Source organism: Nautilia sp. PV-1 (assembly GCF_004006315.1).
Classification (GTDB): Bacteria; Campylobacterota; Campylobacteria; order Campylobacterales; family Nautiliaceae; genus Nautilia; species Nautilia profundicola_A.
In genome coordinates, this window is the sequence record NZ_CP026530.1 from 1,370,605 (window position 1) to 1,391,721 (window position 21,117).

The window sequence follows — 21,117 nt, forward strand, 5'->3', positions numbered from 1 at the left end:
CAATACCTCCCAACTTTACACTTTTAATTTTTACTTTTCTCCCATAAAGAGCGTTCCGCCTTTATGTTCACCTTTAATAAACGATTTTACATCGTCTAAATTAAATCCGCTTGCAAGAAACATAGATTTTCCTCTGTCCATTAAAAATTTCGCGGCTTTTAGTTTGGTAACTATTCCGCCGGTTGCAAATTTATCATTTGGATTACATTCCTGTTTAAGCCACTCGTCTTTTATTTCTTTTACAACTTTTAAAGGCTTCGCGCTTTTGTTCGTTTTCGGATTATCGGTATAAAAGGCGTCTATATCGCTTAAGATAAAAAGCATATCAGCATTAAAATAATAAGTAACATAAGCGCTCAGTTGGTCATTGTCTCCGAATAATATCTCCTCAACGGAAACTGAATCGTTTTCATTTATAATCGGAATCACTTTATTTTCAAGTAAAACATTGATCATTTTTTTAGCATTCTCTGTTCTTTTCCTGCTGTCAAAATCGGCAGCCGTAACCAAAACCTGAGCAACAGTCACATCGTATTTGTGAAATCTTTCTTTATACTCTTTCATTAAAAGCGGCTGTCCGATTGCTGCAAGGGCCTGTTTGTTTTCCAGTTTACTTTTATCAAGCGGACACCTGGTATATCCGGCTCCTACCGCCCCGCTGCTTACCAGCAAAACTTCATATTTTTTATTAAGTTCACTTAAAAGCTCTACGATTTCATCTATTCTTTTACTTAAATGCCCGTCTTCGTATAATGTAGCCGTTCCGACTTTAAAAACCAGTCTCTTCATTTTCTTTTCTTTTACTTTTTTCAATAAGATCATATAAAGCGAATTTAAGCGCCTCTATGTTAATATTTGCGACTGAACTGATAGGTAAAACAAATGTTTTATCATCAAAATGGCAAGGATATTCCGGATTTGCTTTATACTTAGGTTCGCTTTTTTCAATACCGAGTTTGTCAAAAAACTCTTCTATTTTTTCAGTATCCACACTGTCACATTTAGTAAGAGCAATGGCATAATCCCTGCTTGCCAATTTTTCACTGTATTCTTTAAGCTCTTTTTGCAATGTTTTAAATTGATATACTGGATCTCTGAATGAAGCCATATCTATCATATAAAGAATTGTCGAAGTTCTTTCTATATGTTTTAAAAACTCTATTCCAAGACCTTTTCCTTCATGAGCACCCTCAATAATTCCGGGAATATCTGCCATTACAAAACTTCTGTATTCATCAACTCTTACTACGCCCAGTTTAGGTGTTAATGTTGTAAATTCATAATTTGCAATTTCAGGTTTTGCATTGCTAAGAATACTTATCAAAGTTGATTTTCCGGCATTAGGAAATCCTACAAGCCCTACATCGGCTATTAGCTTAAGTTCCAGTACAATTTCCAGTTCTTTACCCTCTTCTCCTGGCTGAGCGTATCTTGGAGTCTGGTTTCTCGGACCTCTAAAATGCCAGTTTCCAAGTCCTCCCCTGCCACCTTCAAGTAAAATTTTTCTTTCACCGTGTTCTTTCATATCCAAAAGCACTTCGCCTGTCTCTGCGTCTTTAATAAGTGTTCCTGGCGGTACTTTAAGTACTAAATCTTCACCGTTTGCACCGTGTTTTTTTCTTCCCTCTCCAGGTCTTCCGTTTTTAGCTTTTAAAAGCTTTCTTCCTTTATAATGAGAAAGAGTATGGGTGTTATTGTCACATTCAATAATAACATCTCCGCCTTTTCCGCCGTCTCCGCCGTCAGGTCCGCCTTTTACTACAAACTTCTCACGTCTGAAACTTACACAGCCCTGACCGCCTTTGCCTGATTTTACTTTTAGTTTAATATTATCTACAAACATTTATTTCCTTTTACAATGGATAATAGGTAATGATTATTAATATACACTGTATATTTTCAACTGCTAATAATTAACTACTAGCCATTAACTAATTATGAATTTTATCAAATTATGAATTAAAATGAGGGGAAAAAGAGAGAATTAGTTGTTTTCGATCGGATATACTGAAACTTTTTTTCTTTGTTTGTCTTTAATTTCGAATTTTACGTATCCGTCAATTAAAGCATATATAGTATGATCTTTTCCTAGTCCAACGTTATTACCAGGGTGAACTTTTGTTCCTCTTTGTCTGATAATAATATTACCTGCTCTTACGAACTCTCCTCCGAATTTTTTAACGCCAAGTCTTCTACCAGCAGAATCTCTGTTGTTCTGAGTTGACCCTTGTCCTTTTTTATGTGCCATGGAATCTCCTTAAATTAAGCTACGATTTCTTTAATTACTACTCTAGTGAAGTCTCTTCTGAAACCTCTTTTTCTTCTAGAATCTTTTCTTCTTCTTTTTTTGAAAATAATAACTTTTTTTCCTCTTCCGTTATTAATTACTTCAGCTACTACTTTAGCACCTTCTACAAGAGGCGCACCGATTTTAGTATCATCACCTTTTACTAATAAAACTTCATTTAATTCTATACTTGATTTAGGCTCAGCACCTTCAATTCTATCAAGTTCTAATACGTCTCCAACGCTTACTTTATATTGTTTTCCGCCATGTTTAATAACTGCATACATTTCTTTAACCCTTTATTGGTTTTTTAGGATGAAATATTAACTATATTTCCTTAAACTAAACTTAAATTAAGAAAAGTTTAAGTTTTATTCCACGAATGCAACGCATTCAATTTCAACTTTAGCACCTTTTGGCAACTCTTTTACAGCAACGGTGCTTCTTGCAGGTTTGTGAGTGAAATATTCTCCGTAAACTTCGTTAACAGCCGTAAAATTATTAATATCGTCTAAAAATATTGTTGTTTTTACTACATTTTCCAGTTTTGCACCGGCAGCTTCCAAAACAGCTTTTAAATTTTCACACACCTGTTTCGTCTGTGTTTTAACATCAACATCCAAAAAATCGCCTTGAGGAGTCAGAGCAATCTGTCCGGATGTATAAATAAAATTGCCTACTTTAATAGCTTGTGAATACGGCCCGATTGCTTCAGGAGCGTTTTTAGTAAATATTTTTTGCATGTCTTCTCCTTTTTGCGAAATTATAACAAAATGAAACTGAGTTATTTGTGTTTATCCTGCTTTCTCATTTTTTCTTTTATTAAAACTTCCCTTGTATATTCCCTGCCTATTTCTATAAGCTCAATCGCTCTGTGGAATTCGTACCAGTTTGCTATATTTGACGGAAATTTAATTTCCAGATCGGGAATATATTCCGCTCTTCTGTATCTAAAGATCACTTTCATCATAAGTTCAATAGACATGCTTGTCGGATCGTCTTTTTCTTCAAATATTTTATCCCACATTTCATGAAGAATATTAATTTTCTTTTTTGTTTCTTTCTTGTACCTTACCTTGATTTCCTTATCTTCTTCCCCATATAAATTAACGGCAATTATCAAATCGCTTATATCGCTCATTACAGGCGCCACCGGCATTAAATTAAGCACACCGCCGTCAACAAGCGTCATATTATGAAGATGTACTGGCTCAAACACGCCAGGTATAGCTGCAGATGCTTTTACAGCCTCCCACAAAGGACCTTTTTGAAACCATACCTCCTTGCCTTTTTTTAAATCCGTTGCAACAGCTGTAAATTTTATAGGCAGATCTTCAATATAATATTCTCCGACAAGCTCTTTGATTTTATTGAAAATTTTATCACCGTTTAACTTAAAAGGAGGTTTAATAAATTTGAGTATGTCAATAAGTTCTAATGATTCAACCCAGTTTTTATATATATCAAGTTTGCCGCATGCTTCTAAAGCACCGATAAGCGCTCCCATAGAAGTACCACTAATTGAAACGATTTCATATCCTTGAGCTTTTAACTCTTCAATAACACCGATATGTATATATCCCCTTGCACCTCCGCCGCTTAAAACTAAAGATATTTTCATTCATCTCCTTTTGTCTGTTATTTTATATTTTATCAAAACTTCTATATTTATATATTAAAAGTGATTAAATACTTATTAAAATATAAAGTTTTGATTTGAAAATTTTTTTTATATTTTTCTATTAGTAAAATTTAACATACTAAATTTAATATAGATATATAGTAGTAATGAAACAACAAACAAGATAGTGACAGACACTCTTTTGGGTAGTAAAAAAGAAAAAAAGATAAAAACTTATCTTTTTGAGAATTGTGGAGATTTTCTCGCTTTCTTTTTCCCGTATTTTTTTCTTTCTACTCTTCTTGCATCTCTTGTCAATAAACCTGCAGGTTTAAGAATAGTTCTGAATTCAGGAGCATATTCTACAAGCGCTTTAGATATACCGTGTTTTACAGCATCAGCTTGAGCCGCAAACCCGCCTCCGAATACTTTTACATCGATATCTACGGCATTTTCTTGTTTAGTAAGCATTAACGGCCATCTTACTCTAAGTTTAAGCGCTTCTCTACCACCTAAAAACTCGTCTAAAGGTTTACCATTAACAGTAATATTACCGCTTCCGGCTTTTAGCCATACTTTTGCTACTGCTTCTTTTCTTTTTCCTGTTGCGTAAATTCTTCCGTGCATTTTCATTAGTTACCCTTTACTTGAGCTGTATGAGGATGATTTTCACCTGCGTATACTTTTAATTTTTTAAGCATTTTTCTTCCAAGTTTAGTTTTTGGAAGCATTCCTCTTGTCGCAAGTTTAAATAATTTTTCTGGATTGTTTGTAAGAAGTTTTTCTACTGTTTCTTCTTTTAGGTTTCCAAAATAACCTGTATGTTTATAGTATTTGTCTTCTAATTTTTTTGATGTAGAAAATTTAACTTTATCTGCATTAATAACAACTACATAATCACCACAGTCTACGTGAGGAGTAAAATATGGTTTATGTTTACCTCTAAGAATTGTTGCGATTTCAGTGATTACTCTACCGAATATTTTATCTTTTGCATCTATTAAAATCCAATCTCTTTTAACATCTTCTTCTCTAATTGATTTAGTAAATTTCATTATCACACCTTTTGTGAATTTTTTAGGTATGGAATTTTAGTTTAGAAAACTTAAAAAAACCTTAATTTAAGTAAACTTTAAGTTTTAAAACTCTTTTTTATTCTTTTTTCTATAAACTTTGAAATTTTATAACCAGTTCAACCTCACCTGCAGGTATCCTCAATTCTCTGCTTATATCTTCAATGGAGTAACCGTTTTTATACAAATTGATTATTTTCTGTTCGTCTGTTTTATTGATATTTGAAAAATCCACCATCTTACTTTTAACAGAATGCTCAACGCTGAAAAGTTTATTTTCAAGTTCTTTAATATACTTAATGTTTTTTTCTTCCATTTTTTTTACATTAATTATAAGTTTTTCTATTACACTTTCCATCTCTTCCAGAGTTTTCTGCGTATTATTGTTTTTTAAATCTTTTTTTATTTTAAACAGTTCCTGATTCAAATCTTCCAACGCAAGTTCTAACGCCGCCATTTTACTGTCTACGACTTTGTCCCTTTTTAACATATAAAAAAACAAAAAAAGTATAAACCCGCTAAGGCCTAAAAACATAATTATTTCAATTTTACCCATTAGTACCCTTCATTTCCCTGATTATTGCCCTTTCTCTAGCCATAATAAATGCGTTGTAATCTTTCAGGTCTCGTTCGTGCATCAGTAAAATTTTACCCAATTTTTCATTTTCCGCTTCAAATATAATAGGTACTGTTCTTGGAGGAAATACCGGAAGAGACATTCTGCCGTAATATTTTACGCCCTTTTTAAAAAGCGGCTCTTTTATTTCAAAATAGTCAAAACCGATCTTTTCTATTTCGGTTTTTTCGTTAAGTTTTAAAAGCTCTTTTTTTTCATTTTTTATATAAGCGCTCAGTTCGTCTATTTTCCTGTGAAGCGCTATTAGGAGTTCCAGTAAAACGGGATCTGTCTCTTTTGTTTCGCCTCTTGCTTTTGCAAGCTTTATATACTGCCCTATCGGATCGTCGCTTTCGCTTCCGAGTTTATCATACTCCTCTTTTAACACTTCATTATATTCGTTAAATTCAAATTCGATAAACGCAGGAATTAATCTAGGCATTTTTACACCTTGTCAAGAATAATTAATATTAAAAACGCTATTCCGAGATATCCGTTTACATCAAAAAATGCTTTTGGAATATTTTTAAAATCTCTTCTTACAAGTTTCTGCTCATAATAAAGCATTACCGCAGCAAGAACCACCGCAAGCCAGCCAAAAAATCCAAGATTTGCATAAGCGGCGAAAAGAGCCCAGAATATTACGCTGAACACATGAAACATGCTTGAGATAAAAATAGCGCCTTTTTCTCCAACAAGCACCGGAATGGAATGCAGCCCCTCATTTTTATCAAACTCCATATCCTGAAGCGAATATAAAATATCAAAGCCTGCCACCCAGAACATCACTCCGAGAGCCAAAAACACAGACCAGCAAGGTATTGATGCACTTATTGCAATTGCTCCCGCAATCGGCGCAAGTCCAAGTGATATTCCAAGTATTAAATGCGCAAATTCGCTAAATCTTTTAAAATAACTGTAACCGCCCAAAACAATAAGAATCGGAATTGAAAGTTTAAATGCCAATGAGTTGATTAAATATGCGGTCCCTATAAAAATAAGAGCATTGGCTAAAATAAAGAGCTTTATTTGAGATTCACTTATTTCTCCTGTTACAGAAGGTCTGTTTTGCGTTCTGGGATTTTTAGCGTCAATATCCCTGTCAACCAGCCTGTTTACGGCCATTGCAAAATTTCTGGCGCTTACTGCTGCAAGCAGACCCAAAAACAGCAGCTTCCAACCAAACCATCCGTCTGCCGCTACAACCATAGCTATCAAAATAAAAGGTATACTGAATATAGTATGTGAGAATTTAACCAGATCCATATATTTTTTTAACATTATTCTTTCTCCTTAACTGCTTCACAACTTATCAACTTAATAACTTATTTTGTATAATTGTATCAAAAAAGGTCTTTATGTTTGCAATTATAGGTCCTACGGCTAGCGGAAAAAGCGATTTGGCAATAAATCTCGCATTAAAACTCGGATATGAAATACTTTCTCTAGACTCGCTGAGTATTTATAAAGAAATAGATATAGCATCAGCCAAACCTTCTCCTAAAGAGCTCTCACTCGTAAAACATTACGGTATAAACGAAATTTATCCAAATCAAAAATTCGACGTAGCGAAATTTATTGAAATTTACAGACAGATTCCGCATAAAAAGCTTATAATAGTTGGGGGAACCGGATTTTACCTTAAAGCTATGACCGAAGGAATATCACAAATGCCTGAAATTACTGAAGAAATTAAAAAAGAGGCAAAAAAAAGAGATTATAAATTTTTAAAATCAATAGATAAAAACTACGCAGAAAAAATTTCTCCCAATGACACATACAGAATACAAAAAGGAATAGAAATATACTTGGCTTCAAACACTCCTCCAAGTGATTATTTCCGTTTAAATCCTCCCAAACCGGCAATAAAAGACATCCCTATTTTCGAAATTGACGTAAACAGGGAATTGCTTAGAGAAAGAATAAGAAAAAGAACCGAAAAAATGTTTAAAAACGGACTTATAGACGAAGTGGCATATCTTGAAAAAAAATATCTGGACAGAAGACTGCCGGCACTAAAAGCAATAGGAATTAAAGAAGTCTTGGATTATTTCAACGGTTTATACACTTACAATAAACTAAAAGAAAAAATTATTACCAACACTGCAAGACTTGCAAAAAGACAGCAGACATTCAACAGAACACAGTTCAAACAAAAAATATCGGCACCGCTTGATAAACTGGAAGAAATTATATTAAAAGAAATCCGGAAATAAATCCTTCCGGATTAAATTTGAGGATTTTTGTTAATTGCCTGTTTTAAAAGATCCGCAATTAAGAATGAAAGCTCTAATGCCTGCGTAGCGTTTAATCTAGGATCGCAGTGAGTCTCATAGCATCTTTCCAGATCGCATTCTTTAATTTCTTGAGAACCGCCGACGCATTCTGTAACTTCCCTACCGGTCATTTCCAAATGAACTCCTCCAGGGAATGTTCCCATTTCTTCATGTACTTTGAAGTAGCCTTTTACTTCTCTTAAAACTTCGTTAAAATCTCTTGTTTTATACCCGTTCGGGGTTTTTACAGTATTTCCGTGCATCGGATCGATGCTCCATACAACGTTTTTACCTGCATCTTTTACTGCTTTTAATAATTTAGGAAATTCATTTTCAATTTTATCAGCACCCATTCTCACGATTATATTGATTCTTCCCGGTTCATTTTCAGGATTCAGTTTTTCAATTATTTCCAAAAGACCTTCCGGAGTCATAGTCGGCCCTGCTTTAACGCCTACAGGATTTTTAACTCCCCTTAAAAATTCAACATGTGCTTCATTAGGATCTCTCGTTCTGTCTCCGATCCACAGCATGTGTGCAGAACAGTCATACCATTCTTCCGTAAGAGAATCCTGTCTTGTAAGGGCTTCTTCATAATTCAGTAAAAGCGCTTCATGTGACGTATAAAGAGTTGTTTCTCTTAATTTTGGAGTGTTTTCAGGATTTATTCCCACAGCTTCCATAAATTTGAGACTTTCCGTAATTCTGTCTGCAAGCTCTTCAAATTTATGTGCCTGCGGTGATTCTTTAACGAAATCAAGTGTCCATTTGTGTATTTTTCTAAGATCCGCAAGACCGCCCCTCGCAAAAGCTCTTAAAAGGTTCATTGTGGCCGCTGACTGGTTATATGCTTTAAGCATTCTTTCCGGATCAGCTTTTCTTGCTTCAGGAGTAAATTCGATAGAATTTATTATATCTCCTCTGTAACTAGGTAATTTAACTCCGTTTTTCTCCTCATAATCACTGCTTCTAGGTTTCGCAAACTGACCGGCTATTCTGCCTATTTTTACTACAGGAAGTCCTCCTGCAAAAGTAAGTACTACAGCCATCTGCATCATAACTTTAAACATATCTCTTATATTATTTGCATCAAATTCCGCAAAACTTTCCGCACAGTCCCCACCCTGAAGCAAAAAAGCTTTTCCTTCGCATACTTTTGCCAAATCTTTTTTTAAACTTCTAACTTCCCCGGCAAATACAAGCGGAGGATATTTACTTAACTCTTTTTCAACCTGTTTTAATTTCTCTTGATCTTCATATACCGGCTGCTGTTTTATTGGTTTATTTCTCCAGCTGTTTTTTGTCCAATCCATTATATTCCTTTTTAGATAATTATCGGAATATTATTAAAATTTTTCTTAAATTTCAAATATTCACGCAGATATAAGCTAATAAAATACTTCCGTTAATATTTTTTATTAAAAAAGATTTAAAGCGTCTTTGCAAAGACCTTTCCAAAGTTTCGAATTTTTGACTTTAATACACTGATTAAGATAAGTTTTCTTTCCTGTCAGATTAGCCAGCATATAAAGCGCCCTGGCCTTGTCTTCGCCGCTAACTCTCGGAAGGAGATCTTTAAGAACTTTTATCGCTTCTTTTTTATTTTTAGTATATTTAGCATACGTAAATTCTACAAAAGGCGAATATGGATACGCTTTAAACATATTTTGCAGATCTATAATTTTTTTGGCATAAACGGCGGCCGTCAAACCGTCACCGTTTTCCAAAGACCAGTTTACAATCTTAATAAACGCATCACAGTTTCTTATATCTTTCGTTTTATCAAGCTGTTTAGCTACTTCAAGCGCTTCTTTATATCTTTTAAGTTTCCATAAAGCAAAGAATTTTTTTAATTCATATTTATAACATTTAACTTTTTTTACCCTGCATAAATCATCTATTGCAGTTACTACGCTTTTATAGTCTCCCATTCCTTCTAGTGCTTTTATCTTTCTTTCCATCCATTTAATAAAAACTTTATCATTCGGAGAATCCAGATATTTATTGCATATTACCGATGCCAGATCAAAATTTCTTGCATCTATCGCACATTTATACAGCCGGTCATCATATTTTTTATCAAGAGCCAGTCTGTATTCTTTAATAATTTTAACGGCTTCTAAACAATTGTTTTCTTTTAACAGCTTCACTGCATATTCTTTAGCAACCTTTTGAATAAACTCTTTTTTGTTTTTCATAAGAGTATCGTCTATATTCATAATCTGTTTTTTCATTTTTAATATATCGCCATATTTTTTTAATTTATATAAAAGCATTACTTTTTTATATAAAGCTTTTTGTGCTATAGGCTGGCCCTTGTATTTTTTTATAATTTCATCGATTTTTTGAAGCTGTTCGGTTACGTTTCCGTCGTTTACCTCAAAAAGAACCTTATCTCTTAACGCCTGCAGCTGATCGCTATAATCACCATAAGGAAATTCGTTTAAATATTTATTAATCCAATACGCGGCTTTATCATAATTGCCTGCTTCATAAGACCATACCGCCAAATGGTATTCAAGCGGCTCATATAGATTATCCAGTTTTTTCAGTCTTTTAAGAAGATCTTCGCCTATTTCTATAGCAAGCGAATATAACTGGTGCGAAGCAAGTGTTTTTGCAAGTTCATATGCTTTTTGTTTATCCTTTAAAATAAAATTCTTATTCGCCTGATAAACTCTCTTATAATATTCAAACGCTGTTTTTATATCGCCTTTATCCATATATCTCTGTGCCAGTCTCATTGCTGCAAGCGATGCAATGTTTATGTCTTTTGTTGAATATAAAGCTTTTTTATACAGTTCGAAAGCTTTTTTGCTTTCACCGGTTATATACATCTGGTCAGCCCAGTATATCATTGCAAGGTATGCTTCTTTTGTATTAGGATATTCATTTATAATTCTTTGATAAAAATAACTAGCGTCTGTCATAAAACCGAGCTTTGTATAGTTTTTAGCCATTATAAGCAACACTTTTGGAAGATTCTCATTATAAGCAAATTTTTTTAACCACTCTTTCGCAAGTTTAATAACTTCGTCAGATTTATTTTCCTGATCCAATATTTTTATTTTTAAAAACTCTACATCCGGCAGAAAAACGGAATTTGGGTAATCTTTTATAAACTGGTTGATTTCATCAAGTACGTCCCTTCCTTTTTCATATGCTTTTTTGATTTCAAAATATTTAATTATATCTTTCGCCTGATTGTTAATATTAATAGGATTTCCGTTTTCATCGATAGTGCCTATATAAGGCTTGGGAGAATTATGAAAATAAAAATTTAATCCCGTATTTTTAGAATTGTCTATAAAAGGTATAATTTTCGAAGCTATAACAACCCATTTTTTTGCTTTTTTTAAATCGGCTCCTATAACAGGATTGTTATACTGATTGTCTTCAAAAGATTTAAGAATAAAATTACCTTTGATATTAAAAATAATAAAAAATTTGCCGTTTTTAAACACCGGTGTGATTTTAAAAAATATTGTATCTGTTTTAAATACCGGAGTTGAAGGAGTTTTGTCAAAAACGCACTCTGCCGAGTGCTCTTTTTTTATACATGAAAAAGGCTGTTTGTTATATAACGTCATTATTTCATAAGGATACTTTTCTTTTGAATAATCTACATTAATATTTAAAGCAAATAAATTTAAAAAAGAAAATAAAAGAAGAAGAAATTTCAACTCTAGCCTTTTTGCTAATTATAGCAAAAGACTACATTGAAATTGTAGTGTTAAATACTTGAGCTGCTACTATACCGAAGTAAATAGTTCCGATTAACAGTATAAGCTGCCCTATAAGACTTCCGCTTGAAATTGTTATTTTTTTAATAGTTCCTTCAACAGGCTTGTCAAAATAAATATGTTTAACTATCCATGCGTAATATGCAACCGCTAGGGCTGAATTTAACAACGCAATTAAAACAATCGGCCATAATCCAGCATCTATACCTGCATAAAACGCAACCGCTTTAGATAAAAATCCTGCCAATAGAGGAATACCCGCAAGTGAAAACAGCTGAATGGTAAAGAATAAAGCATGTACAGGAGCTTTTGCGCCAAGTCCTTTAATATCTTCTAAATATTTTACACCTGATTCTCTTCTCAAGTCATTTAAAATTAAAAATACGCTTGTCTGCATAAATATATATGCAATCGCATAATAAAGTACACCCGTATATGAATATACACTTGCGGCAGCCGCAAACGGAATTAATGCATAACCGCTGTGTGCGATTGATGAATATGCAAGTATTTTAGATATTCTTTTTTGCCATAAGGCCATGAAGTTTGCTAATGTCATAGTCAAAATCGCAAAAAAACTGAAAATTAAAACTGTTGAAGTAGGATATGCGATTAAAAACTTGTAAAATGCTTTAAATACGGCTACTAACATTACACTTTTAATAACACCGCTCAGTATCGCAGCGGCAGCGTGGTTGACCTGAGAATATGCATCCGCTGCCCAACCGTGCATTGGTACAACTGTAAGTTTGTAAAAAATACCCGCAAGCATAATAGCTACGGCAATTAAGGTAAATTTACCGTGAACGTTCATTTCCGCATAAGTAAAACTGTCTGTTACAAAACTGAACAAAGCAAAACCAAGCAAAATAATACCGCTGGCTACCGCACCCGCGATAAATGCTTTTATTGCACCCTCAGCATTGTAAAAGTTTCTGATATTTGCAACTAAAACATATGAAATAATTGCAATCACTTCAAATAAAACTATAAATAAAAAGAAATTGTCAGTCTCTAAAATTGCAATACTCGCACCTGCTACAAAAAGCATCTGCGCAATCAGAGGTCTTTCAAAACCTGTTAACGAAAGTGTAACCGCGGCTAATGTCGCCAACAGTACATATTCCATCAACTGAGTTGAACTGTCCAACACAAAAAACGGAAATACGTCATTTAAACTCATTCCGTTGTAAATCATTACCGCACTAGCAATAAAAGCGACAATTGCAATAAGTTTTGCAATAAAAATGTTGCTTTTATAAAAAACCGGTACAAGTAATCCCGCTGCTATTAATATTATAAAACTCATTACATACCTCCAAGAAAGCTAAATGCTTTATTTGCTAAATCAAATATCGGCTGTGGTTGAATACCGAAATAAACAATCAACAACGCAAAAATTGCCAATGCAGCTTTTTCAGGAAAACTCATAGTAAATTCTACTTTTTGTACAAGCGGTGACATTTCACCGTGAATAGATCTTCTTACAGCCCAGATAATATATCCGGCACTGATTAGTGAAGCTATTGCTATCACAGCTATCCACCATCCGAATGATTTAATAGCCGATACTATAATAGTAAGTTCACCTACAAATCCCATTGTGCCAGGCAGACCCAATGCAGCCATACCTGCTAATATAAATATAGCACTCGCATAAGGAGCTTTTTTCATAATTCCGCCCATTTCATCCATATACCATGTATGCGTTTTATGATGCATCCATCCCGCAATTAAAAATAACGGAGAAATAACAAGAGCGTGCCCGATCATTTCATAAAGAGCTGCGCTTAAACCGTCATAACTCATTGTAGCAATGGCAACCACTACAAGTCCCATATGCGAAATCGAGCTGTAAGCAACCATTCTTTTGATATGTCTTTCGTAAATAGCCAGCATTCCGGCAAACAAGGTAGTATTAAGACCGATTATAAGCATCCATTTTGCAAATTCCTGAGTAGTTATCGGCATTAACTCTACAGTAAATCTTATTAAACCGTAAGCGCCCATTTTAAGTAAAACACCCGCAAGCAATACTGAAATACTGCTAGGCGCTTCAACGTGTGCGTCAGGCAGCCATGTATGGAATGGAAATGCAGGAAGTTTTGCCGCAAACCCTATAAACATAAACCACCATATTAATGCAGGAGTCGCTAAAGCGGTTTCTCTTATTAGTGTTAAATCCCAGTATCCTGTCTGTTTAAACAGAAGATAAAAACCGACAAACATAAACATACTTGCAACGTGTGTATACAAGAAGAATTTAACCGCCGCATAAATTCTTCTCTCTCCGCCCCAAAAACCTACAAGGAAAAACATCGGTACTAATGTAAGTTCCCAGAACATAAAGAACCATAAAACGTTTGTTGTCATAAATACGCCAAAAATTGGTCCGCTGAATAGTACAAGCAGACTGAAATACGCTGCCTGGTTTTTTTCTTCCCATGAAGTAAATACAACCAAAATCAACAATGCGGCCGTAAGCAGTAACATTGCGACACTAAGCGCATCGACTCTCAGCGTCAAATCAAATCCGAACTGCGGAACGCTCAAATATGTTCCAAGTTCCAAAAAGCCTTCTTGAGGAAGAGCATTGTACCAACTGAATGCGATAAAAAACTGTACTATAAACCAGCCGAGAGCTATATATTTAGCAAGCTCCTGATTGTTTCTCGTTAAAAAATAGAGTAATACCGATAAAAAGATCGGTGCAAATATAATATCTACAGCCACCATCATAGACCCTTTACAATTATTAAGATTGCAATAACGATTATCGCAACACCGATAACGAATTGACCCATATAAGTACCGATTTTACCGCTGTGTCCGGCTCTTAATACTTTATATACGCCCTGCGAAGCCGGCACTGTCGCGTTTACAAGATAATCTATTACATTTGTATCAAACCATCTTGCTGCCTTAGCCACAGCGTTTACAACTATGGTTTTTGATATCCATGTAATCATTTTTTCAACATAATATCCGTTGAATAAAATCTGATGGATTGTCTGTACAAAATGATGAGATGCAATTTTATATAAAAGATTGAGGCCTTTTACATAAAGCCCAACAACAATTAAGAAAATAATCATCATACCTGTAAGCATAAATGCGGTAAGACCTGCAATATGCGGTTCTACCATTTCTTTACCGTTTAATATAAAGCTTACAATATCGCTTTGCCAGATTGATATAAACAGAGTGACAAACGCCAATATTCCGAGAGGCAGTCTTATCCAAAGATTGCTAGGCGTATGTACACTACCCGCTATATCTTCATTTCTAGGTTCGCCTAAGAAAATAAGTACCCAAAGTCTTGTAATGTATCCGATTGACAACAGCGCAGCAATTGTAACGAACACTTTTGTAAATTCATTTCCATGAGCCCATGCTGAAGCAATTACCGCTTCTTTAGAAAAGAAACCGCTAAACGGCGGAACACCTGCAAGTGAAAGTGATCCCATTGCCATAAACAACGCAACAAACGGAGCGGTTTTAATTAAACCTCCCAGTTTCCATGCGTCTTTTGTATGGTGTGCTATATATATAACGGCACCAGCACTTAAGAATAAAAGTGCTTTAAAAATAGCATGATTTACCAAATGAAGCATTCCTGCAGCTAAACTGCCGACACCTAATCCTACGAATGCTATAGACAAATGCGACATTGTTGAATACGCAAGTATTTTTTTGATCTCTTTTTGTACAAGCGCACTTGTCGCTCCTATAAACGCTGAAAGTGCAGCAACGTTAGCCACAATAAATAACGCATCAGTATAATGGAAGAAGTCAAATAATCTAGCAACAATATATATACCTGAGTTAACCATTGTCGCACCGTGGATTAACGCCGATACTGTTGTCGGACCTTCCATAGCGTTCATAAGCCACGGATAAAGAGGAAACTGACCTGATTTACCGATAGCACCCATAAATATAAACAGTGCTACAACCAATGCAACATTTTTAGAAATTTCACCTGCATTTGCCATTTCATTCAGCTCAACCAAATTAACAGTACCTGTATAATAAACAAGCAAACCTATAGCCGCTAAAATGAATATATCACCGAATCTCGTATATAAAAACGCCTGCATACCCGCATCGGCTGCAGAATTTTTATAATACCAGAAACTAATCAGTGCATAAGACGCAAGCCCCATGAATTCCCAGCCTACGAAGGCACCGATTAAATCTTTTGTAATTACGAGTAAAATCATACCTCCAATAAAAAATAAAACTTTTGCATAGTATCTAGGCTGATCAGGATCATCACCCATATAATCATGCGCAAAGTGTATATCAGCAAAGCCTAAACCTGTTGCAATCAGTAACATCACTATACTTAAATGATCAATATAAATACCAAACGGCAGTTTTAAATCCCCGTACGATATCCATGTATAATCAATATTTATCGGAGTATCACTGTAATTAATAAAAATCACAATACTGGCCAAAAACAGCATTGCACCTACTATTTCAGCTACCCAAAACGCTAAATTTATTTTAATTTTTCCTAAAATGTAAGCTAACACCGCACCTAAAAACGGTGCGCACAATAATATTAATACTGCATTATTCATCGCTCACCGCCTTATCTAGTTTATCTGGAATAATTTCGCCGGTAATTCTATAGCTTAATAAGAAAATAAGCACTCCGGCAGCCGCTTCAAGTGTTGCGATCACTATAATTACGTATGCAACCGCCAGTCCTCTTGTAAGACCGAAATGATATGCCGCACTAGCTAAAAACAGAATTACTGCATTTAGCAGTATTTCAAGTGAAAAGAAAATCTTTAAAAAATCGCTTTTACTTGTAACTCCGTACAAACCTACTCCGAACAGTATAATTGCAAATATTGCATCTATATAAAAATTAACCATTTTTATTCCTTTTCATGTTTTAGTGTATGCAGCATTCTAATACTACCGTACAATACGCTAGCAGCTACAACACCCATAAAAATTGCTATTTCAGCATAAAAATCAGTAAATACCTTAACCTGGTCTTTTAAAGGAATAGCTTTCCCTTCATACGGAATAGGAGGTAAAATAAACGGAATTATCAATAAACCGATTACTACAACCGTTACAATAGCAACAGCCCAAGGTCTGATTTCAAATTTAGGAAATTTCGCACCGATAACAGTTACACCGAAAAGCGTCAATACAACAATACCTCCGGTATATACAAATATTTGAAATAAACCTAAAAGTTTTTCATCCATTAAAATATAGTAAATACCCAGCAAAAACATCATCAGCACAAAAGCAAGCACGGCAGGAACCGTGTTTTTTTGTGTTAACGACATTACTGCAAGAATTACCGCCAATGCAAGTATTAATACACTCATTATGCATCTCCTTTAGAAGCTTCAGTATTTTCAGCAGACTTCTCAGCTTCTTCTTTTGCTTTTGCTTCTGCTTCAGCCTTTTTCTTAGCTTCGGCTTCCGCTTTTTTCTTAGCAAGCATTTCAGCTTTTTTTCTAGCTTTTTCTTCTTCTTCTTTTTTCTTTTGTTCTATCCATTCAGCCGGAACTTCCGGTTTAACCCAGTAATTCTTAATATCATCATCGGTACCTCCGGTAATCATTTCGAACGTACCGCCGCTTAGTTTGATGGCTTTTTCCGGTTTTGTCGGACACACGTCTTCACAAAGTCCGCAGAATATACATATACCCAAATTAACTTCAGGCAAAGCTTTAGGTCTTTTAATCGGCAGAGGCTCCATTATAATCGCATCAACCGGACAGATTTTTGCACAGGCTTCACATCCTGTACAGATATCATATCTGATTTCATGTTTACCCCTAAAAACAGGAGATTGATGCATTGTTTCATGAGTAACGTCTTTAGTAGCAACTCTCGGCTCTTTAAAAGCTTTTGTAACCCTTATTATTTTTTCTACAACATTAAAAAACATCTTATGCTCCTAAAATATATATTTTCGCAAAAATTATCCAAACTAAGTTTAGAATTGCCAAAGGAGTCAGCCAGCTCCAACAGAACTTAAGCATTTGGTCAAGTCTTAATCTCGGGTTACTTGCCCTAATTGCAACCATTACCACTGCTAAAAGAGCTATTTTCAAAAACAGCCACCAGAAACTGTCAAAAAACAGCCCTCTGTATCCTCCGAAAAACAATACTACAGCTGCAGCTGAAACAACAAGCATTTCTGTAAATTCAGCAAATTTTAAAAGTACGTAGTTTGTACCGGCATATTCCGTATAAAAACCGTATACAATTTCCTGTTCAGCATCAGGAATATGAAACGGAGGCTGTTCAAGAATACCTAGCATGGCAATAATGAATATAATTGCCCCTGGCAATAAAATCAGTGTAGTAAGCCAAGTATTCATTGACTGAATTTCATATAAATTCATTGTTCCGAACAGCAAAGCAGGAGCTAATGCCGAAAGGAAAAACGGCGCTTCCATCGAAAGCATCTGAGCCAAAATCCTCATACCGCCAAGAAATGAGTATTTATTGTTTGAACCGAAACCTGTAAGGAATAATAAAAACGGCTCAACACCGATTAATACAACAAGTCCCAAAACACCGTAATTTGTATCTAAAATACCGTGCCCGTTATTAATCAGAGGCGTCCAAGGTATAAGTATAACCGGAAGCGCGGCAACCAAAGGCGTAATTATTGGAATGATATTAAATAGATAAGGGTCCGCACTCTTAGGAGTGATAGATTCTTTAGTCAATAATTTAAATACGTCAAATACTGTCTGCAGCGTTCCTGCAGGACCATTAAAATGCGGACCAACCCTTTTATGTATATAAGCGAGCGTTTTTCTTGCGAAATAAAATACGAAAAACGTCCATGCTAATAAAAACAGAAGACCCGGAAATACCAAAATGTAAAATAACATTGCTCCAACACTCATTTTCTCTCCTTATCTATCCAGGTCACCCTGACAGATATGCATACTTCCGTACAGTAACGGAATATCTGAAAGGGTTTTACCTTTTAATAGTTTGTTTAGCATCATCGTATGGTTTACGCTAGGCGCTTTAATTTTAAGTCTGTAAGGACTTGTTGATTTATCCTGTGTAACAAGATGCATTAATATTTCGCCCCTAGCCCATTCAATTCTTGAAACGGCTTCGCCTGCCGGCATTCTTCTAGGCATTTTTACAAGATGGTCTTTTTTAGGATCCATTTCACCTGCTTCAATACCTTCTTCTATTTTTGCCATTGCCTGCTTGATAAGATCCATTGCCTGTTCTAATTCTTTGAATATAATTAAAAGTCTGTCTCTGGCATCACCTGTATCACAATTTACATAATCCATTTCCAATTTGTCATACGCTGCATAAGGTTCGTCGATTCTCACATCTATTTTTGCACCGCTGGCTCTGGCAATAGGCCCAGCCAGATAATATTCCGCAACATCTTCAAGAGTGAATATACCGTTACCTTTAGCCCTTGTATTCATTAGAGGGTTTTTCATAAAAATATCAGTAATATCCGCTTTTGTGTCTTCAAATTTTTTAATGGCCTTATTTATTCCTTCAAACCATGCTTTATAATCGTTTAGCGGGTATCTCACTCCTCCCGGTTCTACACATGCAGTGGCGATTCTTGCGCCGGAATAATCTTCCAATACATCCAAGAAATATTCTCTTATGTCAAGACACCACATCATAAACGTATGAAGCCCCATTGTACCGAAGAAGCCTCCCATTGAAATCAAGTGGGAAGCTATTCTTCCGGTTTCTCCTAAAATCACTCTCATGTATTTAGCGAAATCGGTAATTTCTTTTCCTGCTATTTCCTCAACAGCCTGTGAATAGCAAATCATTGGATTTGGATTATCCATAAAACAGATTCTCTCAACCGCTACAATAGTTCCTATAAAATCTTTTCTTTCCGCCAAATGTTCAAGAGCACGCCATACGTAACCGATATCCGGCTCTACTCTTTCAATATTTTCACCGTTTACATATACTTTTAATCTTATAGGTCCGCTGGCAGGATGCGTAGGTCCCCAGTTAAGAACCGTTCTGCTTCCTTCATGCCCGAGATTTTCTTCATTTTCATCATATTCTTCAAAATATTCTTCTGTAATATCGTTGATATTTTGGATCAGATGCTCTTCATGCGCTTTCCAGTCAAAATCTTTTCTAAACGGAAATTTACCGTAATAGTCACGGCTGATTAAGAAATATCTTAAATTCGGATGGCCTTTAAATTTAACCCCGAAAGTAGAATATGCCTCTAGCTCATGCCAGTCTGCGCTAGGCATTAAAGGAGTAATCGAATCGATTTCACATTTATCAAGATCTCTTTCAACGTCAACTTTCAGCCAAACATTCTTTTTGTTAAAAAGATCTTCTAAAAAGTAATTTACTTCTATTTTGTTCTCATCAATAAAATCGGTTGGTGAAACAGTTGAACATGTTTTTACACCCGCTTCTTTTAAAGCTTCTACAACTTCTAACAAATCTTCTTTGTTTTTAAGTTTAGCTTTAACCCATGTAGGTTTATAATCTTCAACATATTCCATGTCGAATTTATTTAAAATATTTTTAATATTCTCCATCGCCAACCCTTAAAATTTCATTTGTTTCCAGAGTCCGCCCTGGCTTGACGCGCTGGGCTCTCCTCTTTTGATTTTTTCTTTAAGTTCCTCCAGCCCTGCGATAATAGCTTCAGGTCTTGGCGGACAGCCGGCTACAAACACATCTGCCGGAAGAATTTCCGTCATGTTTTTAATAACGGAAACCGAATCGTTGTAAGGACCTCCGTCATATGCGCAAGCTCCGATCGCAACCACATATCTAGGTTCAGGCATCTGTTCATATGTTCTAAGAAGCGCCGGAAGTATTTTTTTACTTACCAGCCCCGTAATAAACATAATATCCGCCTGTCTCGGCGTCGGGGTCATTATGTATCCGTATCTTTCCCAGTCATATCTAGGCCCCATAGCCGCAAGCATTTCCAGCGAACAGCATCCGCTACAAAAATGTACAATCCAAGGAGATTTACTCCTTGCATAATTAAAAAAATCAAGAACTTTTAGCATTTCTATACTCCTTCATACTAATCGTAATAGCCGCGAACAGCAAAATCCCAAATACCATTGCCCAGTTAAGCGCATCAGTAGAATCTGCAAAAACAAAAAGACTGAAAAACAGTCCTGCCATATCGAATACGATAAAAGCTATTGCAAAAATAAAATATCCGAAATTTGCTTTCATCGGTACTTCTGAACTCGGCGGAAGACCGCACTCAAAGTGATCGTTTTTTATTTCGCTCGGATTCAGAGGCGCCACCGCTATACCTATCAGGTACAGTAAAATCACGCCTAATAAAATTCCGGCCGCAAAAAATAGAATTGTTCCCATTTACTCTCCTTTTTGGAAATATTATCAAAATGAACCTATTACTAATTCAATTTATCAAATTATAAGTGAAAATTATTAATTACACAAATTTTATCTTAACGCTATTTTAACTTTCGTTACTTTAAGTAATAAATG

General features: G+C 35.2%; 24 protein-coding genes. 1 reads left to right on the plus strand and 23 read right to left on the minus strand.

Annotated elements, in window-relative coordinates; genetic code table 11:
- Positions 1-30: 30 nt before the first annotated feature.
- From proB to mqnP, 11 genes are all read right to left on the minus strand, one after another.
- The gene (gene proB / locus C3L23_RS07325; RefSeq protein ID WP_127681321.1) at positions 31-789 is read right to left on the minus strand and encodes a glutamate 5-kinase; all 759 of its coding nucleotides are present in this window, start codon (positions 787-789) and stop codon (positions 31-33) included.
- The gene (gene obgE, locus C3L23_RS07330) at positions 770-1,843 is read right to left on the minus strand and encodes a GTPase ObgE (RefSeq protein WP_127681323.1); all 1,074 of its coding nucleotides are present in this window, start codon (positions 1,841-1,843) and stop codon (positions 770-772) included. The genes proB and obgE overlap by 20 nt, the downstream gene beginning before the upstream one ends.
- Before the next feature lie 141 nt (positions 1,844-1,984).
- Positions 1,985-2,248, minus strand: coding sequence for a 50S ribosomal protein L27 (gene rpmA / locus C3L23_RS07335; RefSeq protein ID WP_015902555.1), 264 nt, complete (start codon positions 2,246-2,248; stop codon positions 1,985-1,987).
- A gap of 14 nt (positions 2,249-2,262) precedes the next feature.
- Complete coding sequence (gene rplU / locus C3L23_RS07340; RefSeq protein WP_127681325.1) at positions 2,263-2,574, minus strand: 50S ribosomal protein L21; 312 nt, start codon at positions 2,572-2,574, stop codon at positions 2,263-2,265.
- Between the two features lie 84 nt (positions 2,575-2,658).
- Positions 2,659-3,030 (minus strand): RidA family protein, encoded by a 372-nt coding sequence (locus C3L23_RS07345; protein ID WP_127681327.1) that lies wholly within the window; start codon positions 3,028-3,030, stop codon positions 2,659-2,661.
- A gap of 41 nt (positions 3,031-3,071) precedes the next feature.
- Complete coding sequence (locus C3L23_RS07350) at positions 3,072-3,908, minus strand: patatin-like phospholipase family protein (RefSeq protein ID WP_127681329.1); 837 nt, start codon at positions 3,906-3,908, stop codon at positions 3,072-3,074.
- A gap of 234 nt (positions 3,909-4,142) precedes the next feature.
- Positions 4,143-4,535, minus strand: coding sequence for a 30S ribosomal protein S9 (gene rpsI, locus C3L23_RS07355; RefSeq protein WP_246831117.1), 393 nt, complete (start codon positions 4,533-4,535; stop codon positions 4,143-4,145).
- A gap of 5 nt (positions 4,536-4,540) precedes the next feature.
- Positions 4,541-4,963 (minus strand): 50S ribosomal protein L13, encoded by a 423-nt coding sequence (gene rplM / locus C3L23_RS07360; RefSeq protein ID WP_127681333.1) that lies wholly within the window; start codon positions 4,961-4,963, stop codon positions 4,541-4,543.
- Positions 4,964-5,072: 109 nt separating this feature from the next.
- Positions 5,073-5,537: a DUF6115 domain-containing protein gene (locus C3L23_RS07365; protein ID WP_127681335.1), complete on the minus strand. Its 465-nt coding sequence runs from the start codon at positions 5,535-5,537 to the stop codon at positions 5,073-5,075.
- On the minus strand, positions 5,530-6,039 hold the full coding sequence (locus C3L23_RS07370) for a hypothetical protein (RefSeq protein WP_127681337.1): 510 nt from the start codon (positions 6,037-6,039) through the stop codon (positions 5,530-5,532). The genes C3L23_RS07365 and C3L23_RS07370 overlap by 8 nt, the downstream gene beginning before the upstream one ends.
- 2 nt (positions 6,040-6,041) lie before the next feature.
- Positions 6,042-6,878, minus strand: coding sequence for a menaquinone biosynthesis prenyltransferase MqnP (mqnP, locus tag C3L23_RS07375; RefSeq protein ID WP_127681339.1), 837 nt, complete (start codon positions 6,876-6,878; stop codon positions 6,042-6,044).
- Positions 6,879-6,955: 77 nt separating this feature from the next.
- Between mqnP and miaA the strand changes: the two genes are divergently transcribed.
- Positions 6,956-7,813, plus strand: coding sequence for a tRNA (adenosine(37)-N6)-dimethylallyltransferase MiaA (gene miaA / locus C3L23_RS07380; RefSeq protein ID WP_127681341.1), 858 nt, complete (start codon positions 6,956-6,958; stop codon positions 7,811-7,813).
- Positions 7,814-7,824: 11 nt separating this feature from the next.
- Here the strand turns inward: miaA and C3L23_RS07385 are convergent, their stop codons facing one another.
- From C3L23_RS07385 to C3L23_RS07440, 12 genes are all read right to left on the minus strand, one after another.
- The gene (locus C3L23_RS07385) at positions 7,825-9,186 is read right to left on the minus strand and encodes a class II 3-deoxy-7-phosphoheptulonate synthase (protein WP_210402416.1); all 1,362 of its coding nucleotides are present in this window, start codon (positions 9,184-9,186) and stop codon (positions 7,825-7,827) included.
- A gap of 105 nt (positions 9,187-9,291) precedes the next feature.
- Positions 9,292-11,556, minus strand: a complete 2,265-nt coding sequence (locus C3L23_RS07390; protein WP_127681345.1) for a hypothetical protein — start codon at positions 11,554-11,556, stop codon at positions 9,292-9,294.
- A 31-nt stretch (positions 11,557-11,587) separates the two neighbouring features.
- Positions 11,588-12,925: an NADH-quinone oxidoreductase subunit N gene (locus C3L23_RS07395; protein WP_127681347.1), complete on the minus strand. Its 1,338-nt coding sequence runs from the start codon at positions 12,923-12,925 to the stop codon at positions 11,588-11,590.
- Complete coding sequence (locus C3L23_RS07400; RefSeq protein WP_127681349.1) at positions 12,925-14,352, minus strand: NuoM family protein; 1,428 nt, start codon at positions 14,350-14,352, stop codon at positions 12,925-12,927. Before C3L23_RS07400 ends, C3L23_RS07395 begins: the two co-directional genes overlap by 1 nt.
- Complete coding sequence (locus tag C3L23_RS07405; protein WP_127681351.1) at positions 14,352-16,205, minus strand: NADH-quinone oxidoreductase subunit L; 1,854 nt, start codon at positions 16,203-16,205, stop codon at positions 14,352-14,354. Before C3L23_RS07405 ends, C3L23_RS07400 begins: the two co-directional genes overlap by 1 nt.
- Complete coding sequence (locus C3L23_RS07410) at positions 16,198-16,506, minus strand: NADH-quinone oxidoreductase subunit K (RefSeq protein WP_127681353.1); 309 nt, start codon at positions 16,504-16,506, stop codon at positions 16,198-16,200. Before C3L23_RS07410 ends, C3L23_RS07405 begins: the two co-directional genes overlap by 8 nt.
- Before the next feature lie 2 nt (positions 16,507-16,508).
- The gene (locus C3L23_RS07415) at positions 16,509-16,976 is read right to left on the minus strand and encodes an NADH-quinone oxidoreductase subunit J (RefSeq protein ID WP_127681355.1); all 468 of its coding nucleotides are present in this window, start codon (positions 16,974-16,976) and stop codon (positions 16,509-16,511) included.
- Positions 16,976-17,545 (minus strand): 4Fe-4S binding protein, encoded by a 570-nt coding sequence (locus C3L23_RS07420; protein ID WP_127681357.1) that lies wholly within the window; start codon positions 17,543-17,545, stop codon positions 16,976-16,978. Before C3L23_RS07420 ends, C3L23_RS07415 begins: the two co-directional genes overlap by 1 nt.
- 1 nt (position 17,546) lies before the next feature.
- Entirely contained in the window at positions 17,547-18,518 is a 972-nt protein-coding gene (locus tag C3L23_RS07425) for a complex I subunit 1 family protein (RefSeq protein WP_127681359.1), read from the minus strand.
- Positions 18,519-18,527: 9 nt separating this feature from the next.
- Complete coding sequence (locus C3L23_RS07430) at positions 18,528-20,177, minus strand: NADH-quinone oxidoreductase subunit C (RefSeq protein ID WP_127681361.1); 1,650 nt, start codon at positions 20,175-20,177, stop codon at positions 18,528-18,530.
- Positions 20,178-20,186: 9 nt separating this feature from the next.
- The gene (locus C3L23_RS07435; RefSeq protein WP_015901732.1) at positions 20,187-20,660 is read right to left on the minus strand and encodes an NADH-quinone oxidoreductase subunit B; all 474 of its coding nucleotides are present in this window, start codon (positions 20,658-20,660) and stop codon (positions 20,187-20,189) included.
- Positions 20,644-20,982 carry an NADH-quinone oxidoreductase subunit A gene (locus tag C3L23_RS07440; protein WP_127681363.1) on the minus strand — a complete coding sequence of 113 codons (339 nt, stop codon included), beginning with the start codon at positions 20,980-20,982 and terminating at the stop codon, positions 20,644-20,646. The genes C3L23_RS07435 and C3L23_RS07440 overlap by 17 nt, the downstream gene beginning before the upstream one ends.
- Positions 20,983-21,117: the final 135 nt, after the last annotated feature.

What these genes read in the sequence shown, in the direction of transcription:
- proB (WP_127681321.1), bottom strand. Translation starts at nt 789, where the DNA reads ATGAAGAGACTGGTTTTTAAAGTCGGAACGGCTACATTATACGAAGAC.
- obgE (WP_127681323.1), bottom strand. Translation starts at nt 1,843, where the DNA reads ATGTTTGTAGATAATATTAAACTAAAAGTAAAATCAGGCAAAGGCGGT.
- rpmA (WP_015902555.1), bottom strand. Translation starts at nt 2,248, where the DNA reads ATGGCACATAAAAAAGGACAAGGGTCAACTCAGAACAACAGAGATTCT.
- rplU (WP_127681325.1), bottom strand. Translation starts at nt 2,574, where the DNA reads ATGTATGCAGTTATTAAACATGGCGGAAAACAATATAAAGTAAGCGTT.
- C3L23_RS07345 (WP_127681327.1), bottom strand. Translation starts at nt 3,030, where the DNA reads ATGCAAAAAATATTTACTAAAAACGCTCCTGAAGCAATCGGGCCGTAT.
- C3L23_RS07350 (WP_127681329.1), bottom strand. Translation starts at nt 3,908, where the DNA reads ATGAAAATATCTTTAGTTTTAAGCGGCGGAGGTGCAAGGGGATATATA.
- rpsI (WP_246831117.1), bottom strand. Translation starts at nt 4,535, where the DNA reads ATGCACGGAAGAATTTACGCAACAGGAAAAAGAAAAGAAGCAGTAGCA.
- rplM (WP_127681333.1), bottom strand. Translation starts at nt 4,963, where the DNA reads ATGAAATTTACTAAATCAATTAGAGAAGAAGATGTTAAAAGAGATTGG.
- C3L23_RS07365 (WP_127681335.1), bottom strand. Translation starts at nt 5,537, where the DNA reads ATGGGTAAAATTGAAATAATTATGTTTTTAGGCCTTAGCGGGTTTATA.
- C3L23_RS07370 (WP_127681337.1), bottom strand. Translation starts at nt 6,039, where the DNA reads ATGCCTAGATTAATTCCTGCGTTTATCGAATTTGAATTTAACGAATAT.
- mqnP (WP_127681339.1), bottom strand. Translation starts at nt 6,878, where the DNA reads ATGTTAAAAAAATATATGGATCTGGTTAAATTCTCACATACTATATTC.
- miaA (WP_127681341.1), top strand. Translation starts at nt 6,956, where the DNA reads ATGTTTGCAATTATAGGTCCTACGGCTAGCGGAAAAAGCGATTTGGCA.
- C3L23_RS07385 (WP_210402416.1), bottom strand. Translation starts at nt 9,186, where the DNA reads ATGGATTGGACAAAAAACAGCTGGAGAAATAAACCAATAAAACAGCAG.
- C3L23_RS07395 (WP_127681347.1), bottom strand. Translation starts at nt 12,925, where the DNA reads ATGAGTTTTATAATATTAATAGCAGCGGGATTACTTGTACCGGTTTTT.
- C3L23_RS07400 (WP_127681349.1), bottom strand. Translation starts at nt 14,352, where the DNA reads ATGGTGGCTGTAGATATTATATTTGCACCGATCTTTTTATCGGTATTA.
- C3L23_RS07405 (WP_127681351.1), bottom strand. Translation starts at nt 16,205, where the DNA reads ATGAATAATGCAGTATTAATATTATTGTGCGCACCGTTTTTAGGTGCG.
- C3L23_RS07410 (WP_127681353.1), bottom strand. Translation starts at nt 16,506, where the DNA reads ATGGTTAATTTTTATATAGATGCAATATTTGCAATTATACTGTTCGGA.
- C3L23_RS07415 (WP_127681355.1), bottom strand. Translation starts at nt 16,976, where the DNA reads ATGAGTGTATTAATACTTGCATTGGCGGTAATTCTTGCAGTAATGTCG.
- C3L23_RS07420 (WP_127681357.1), bottom strand. Translation starts at nt 17,545, where the DNA reads ATGTTTTTTAATGTTGTAGAAAAAATAATAAGGGTTACAAAAGCTTTT.
- C3L23_RS07425 (WP_127681359.1), bottom strand. Translation starts at nt 18,518, where the DNA reads ATGAGTGTTGGAGCAATGTTATTTTACATTTTGGTATTTCCGGGTCTT.
- C3L23_RS07430 (WP_127681361.1), bottom strand. Translation starts at nt 20,177, where the DNA reads ATGGAGAATATTAAAAATATTTTAAATAAATTCGACATGGAATATGTT.
- C3L23_RS07435 (WP_015901732.1), bottom strand. Translation starts at nt 20,660, where the DNA reads ATGCTAAAAGTTCTTGATTTTTTTAATTATGCAAGGAGTAAATCTCCT.
- C3L23_RS07440 (WP_127681363.1), bottom strand. Translation starts at nt 20,982, where the DNA reads ATGGGAACAATTCTATTTTTTGCGGCCGGAATTTTATTAGGCGTGATT.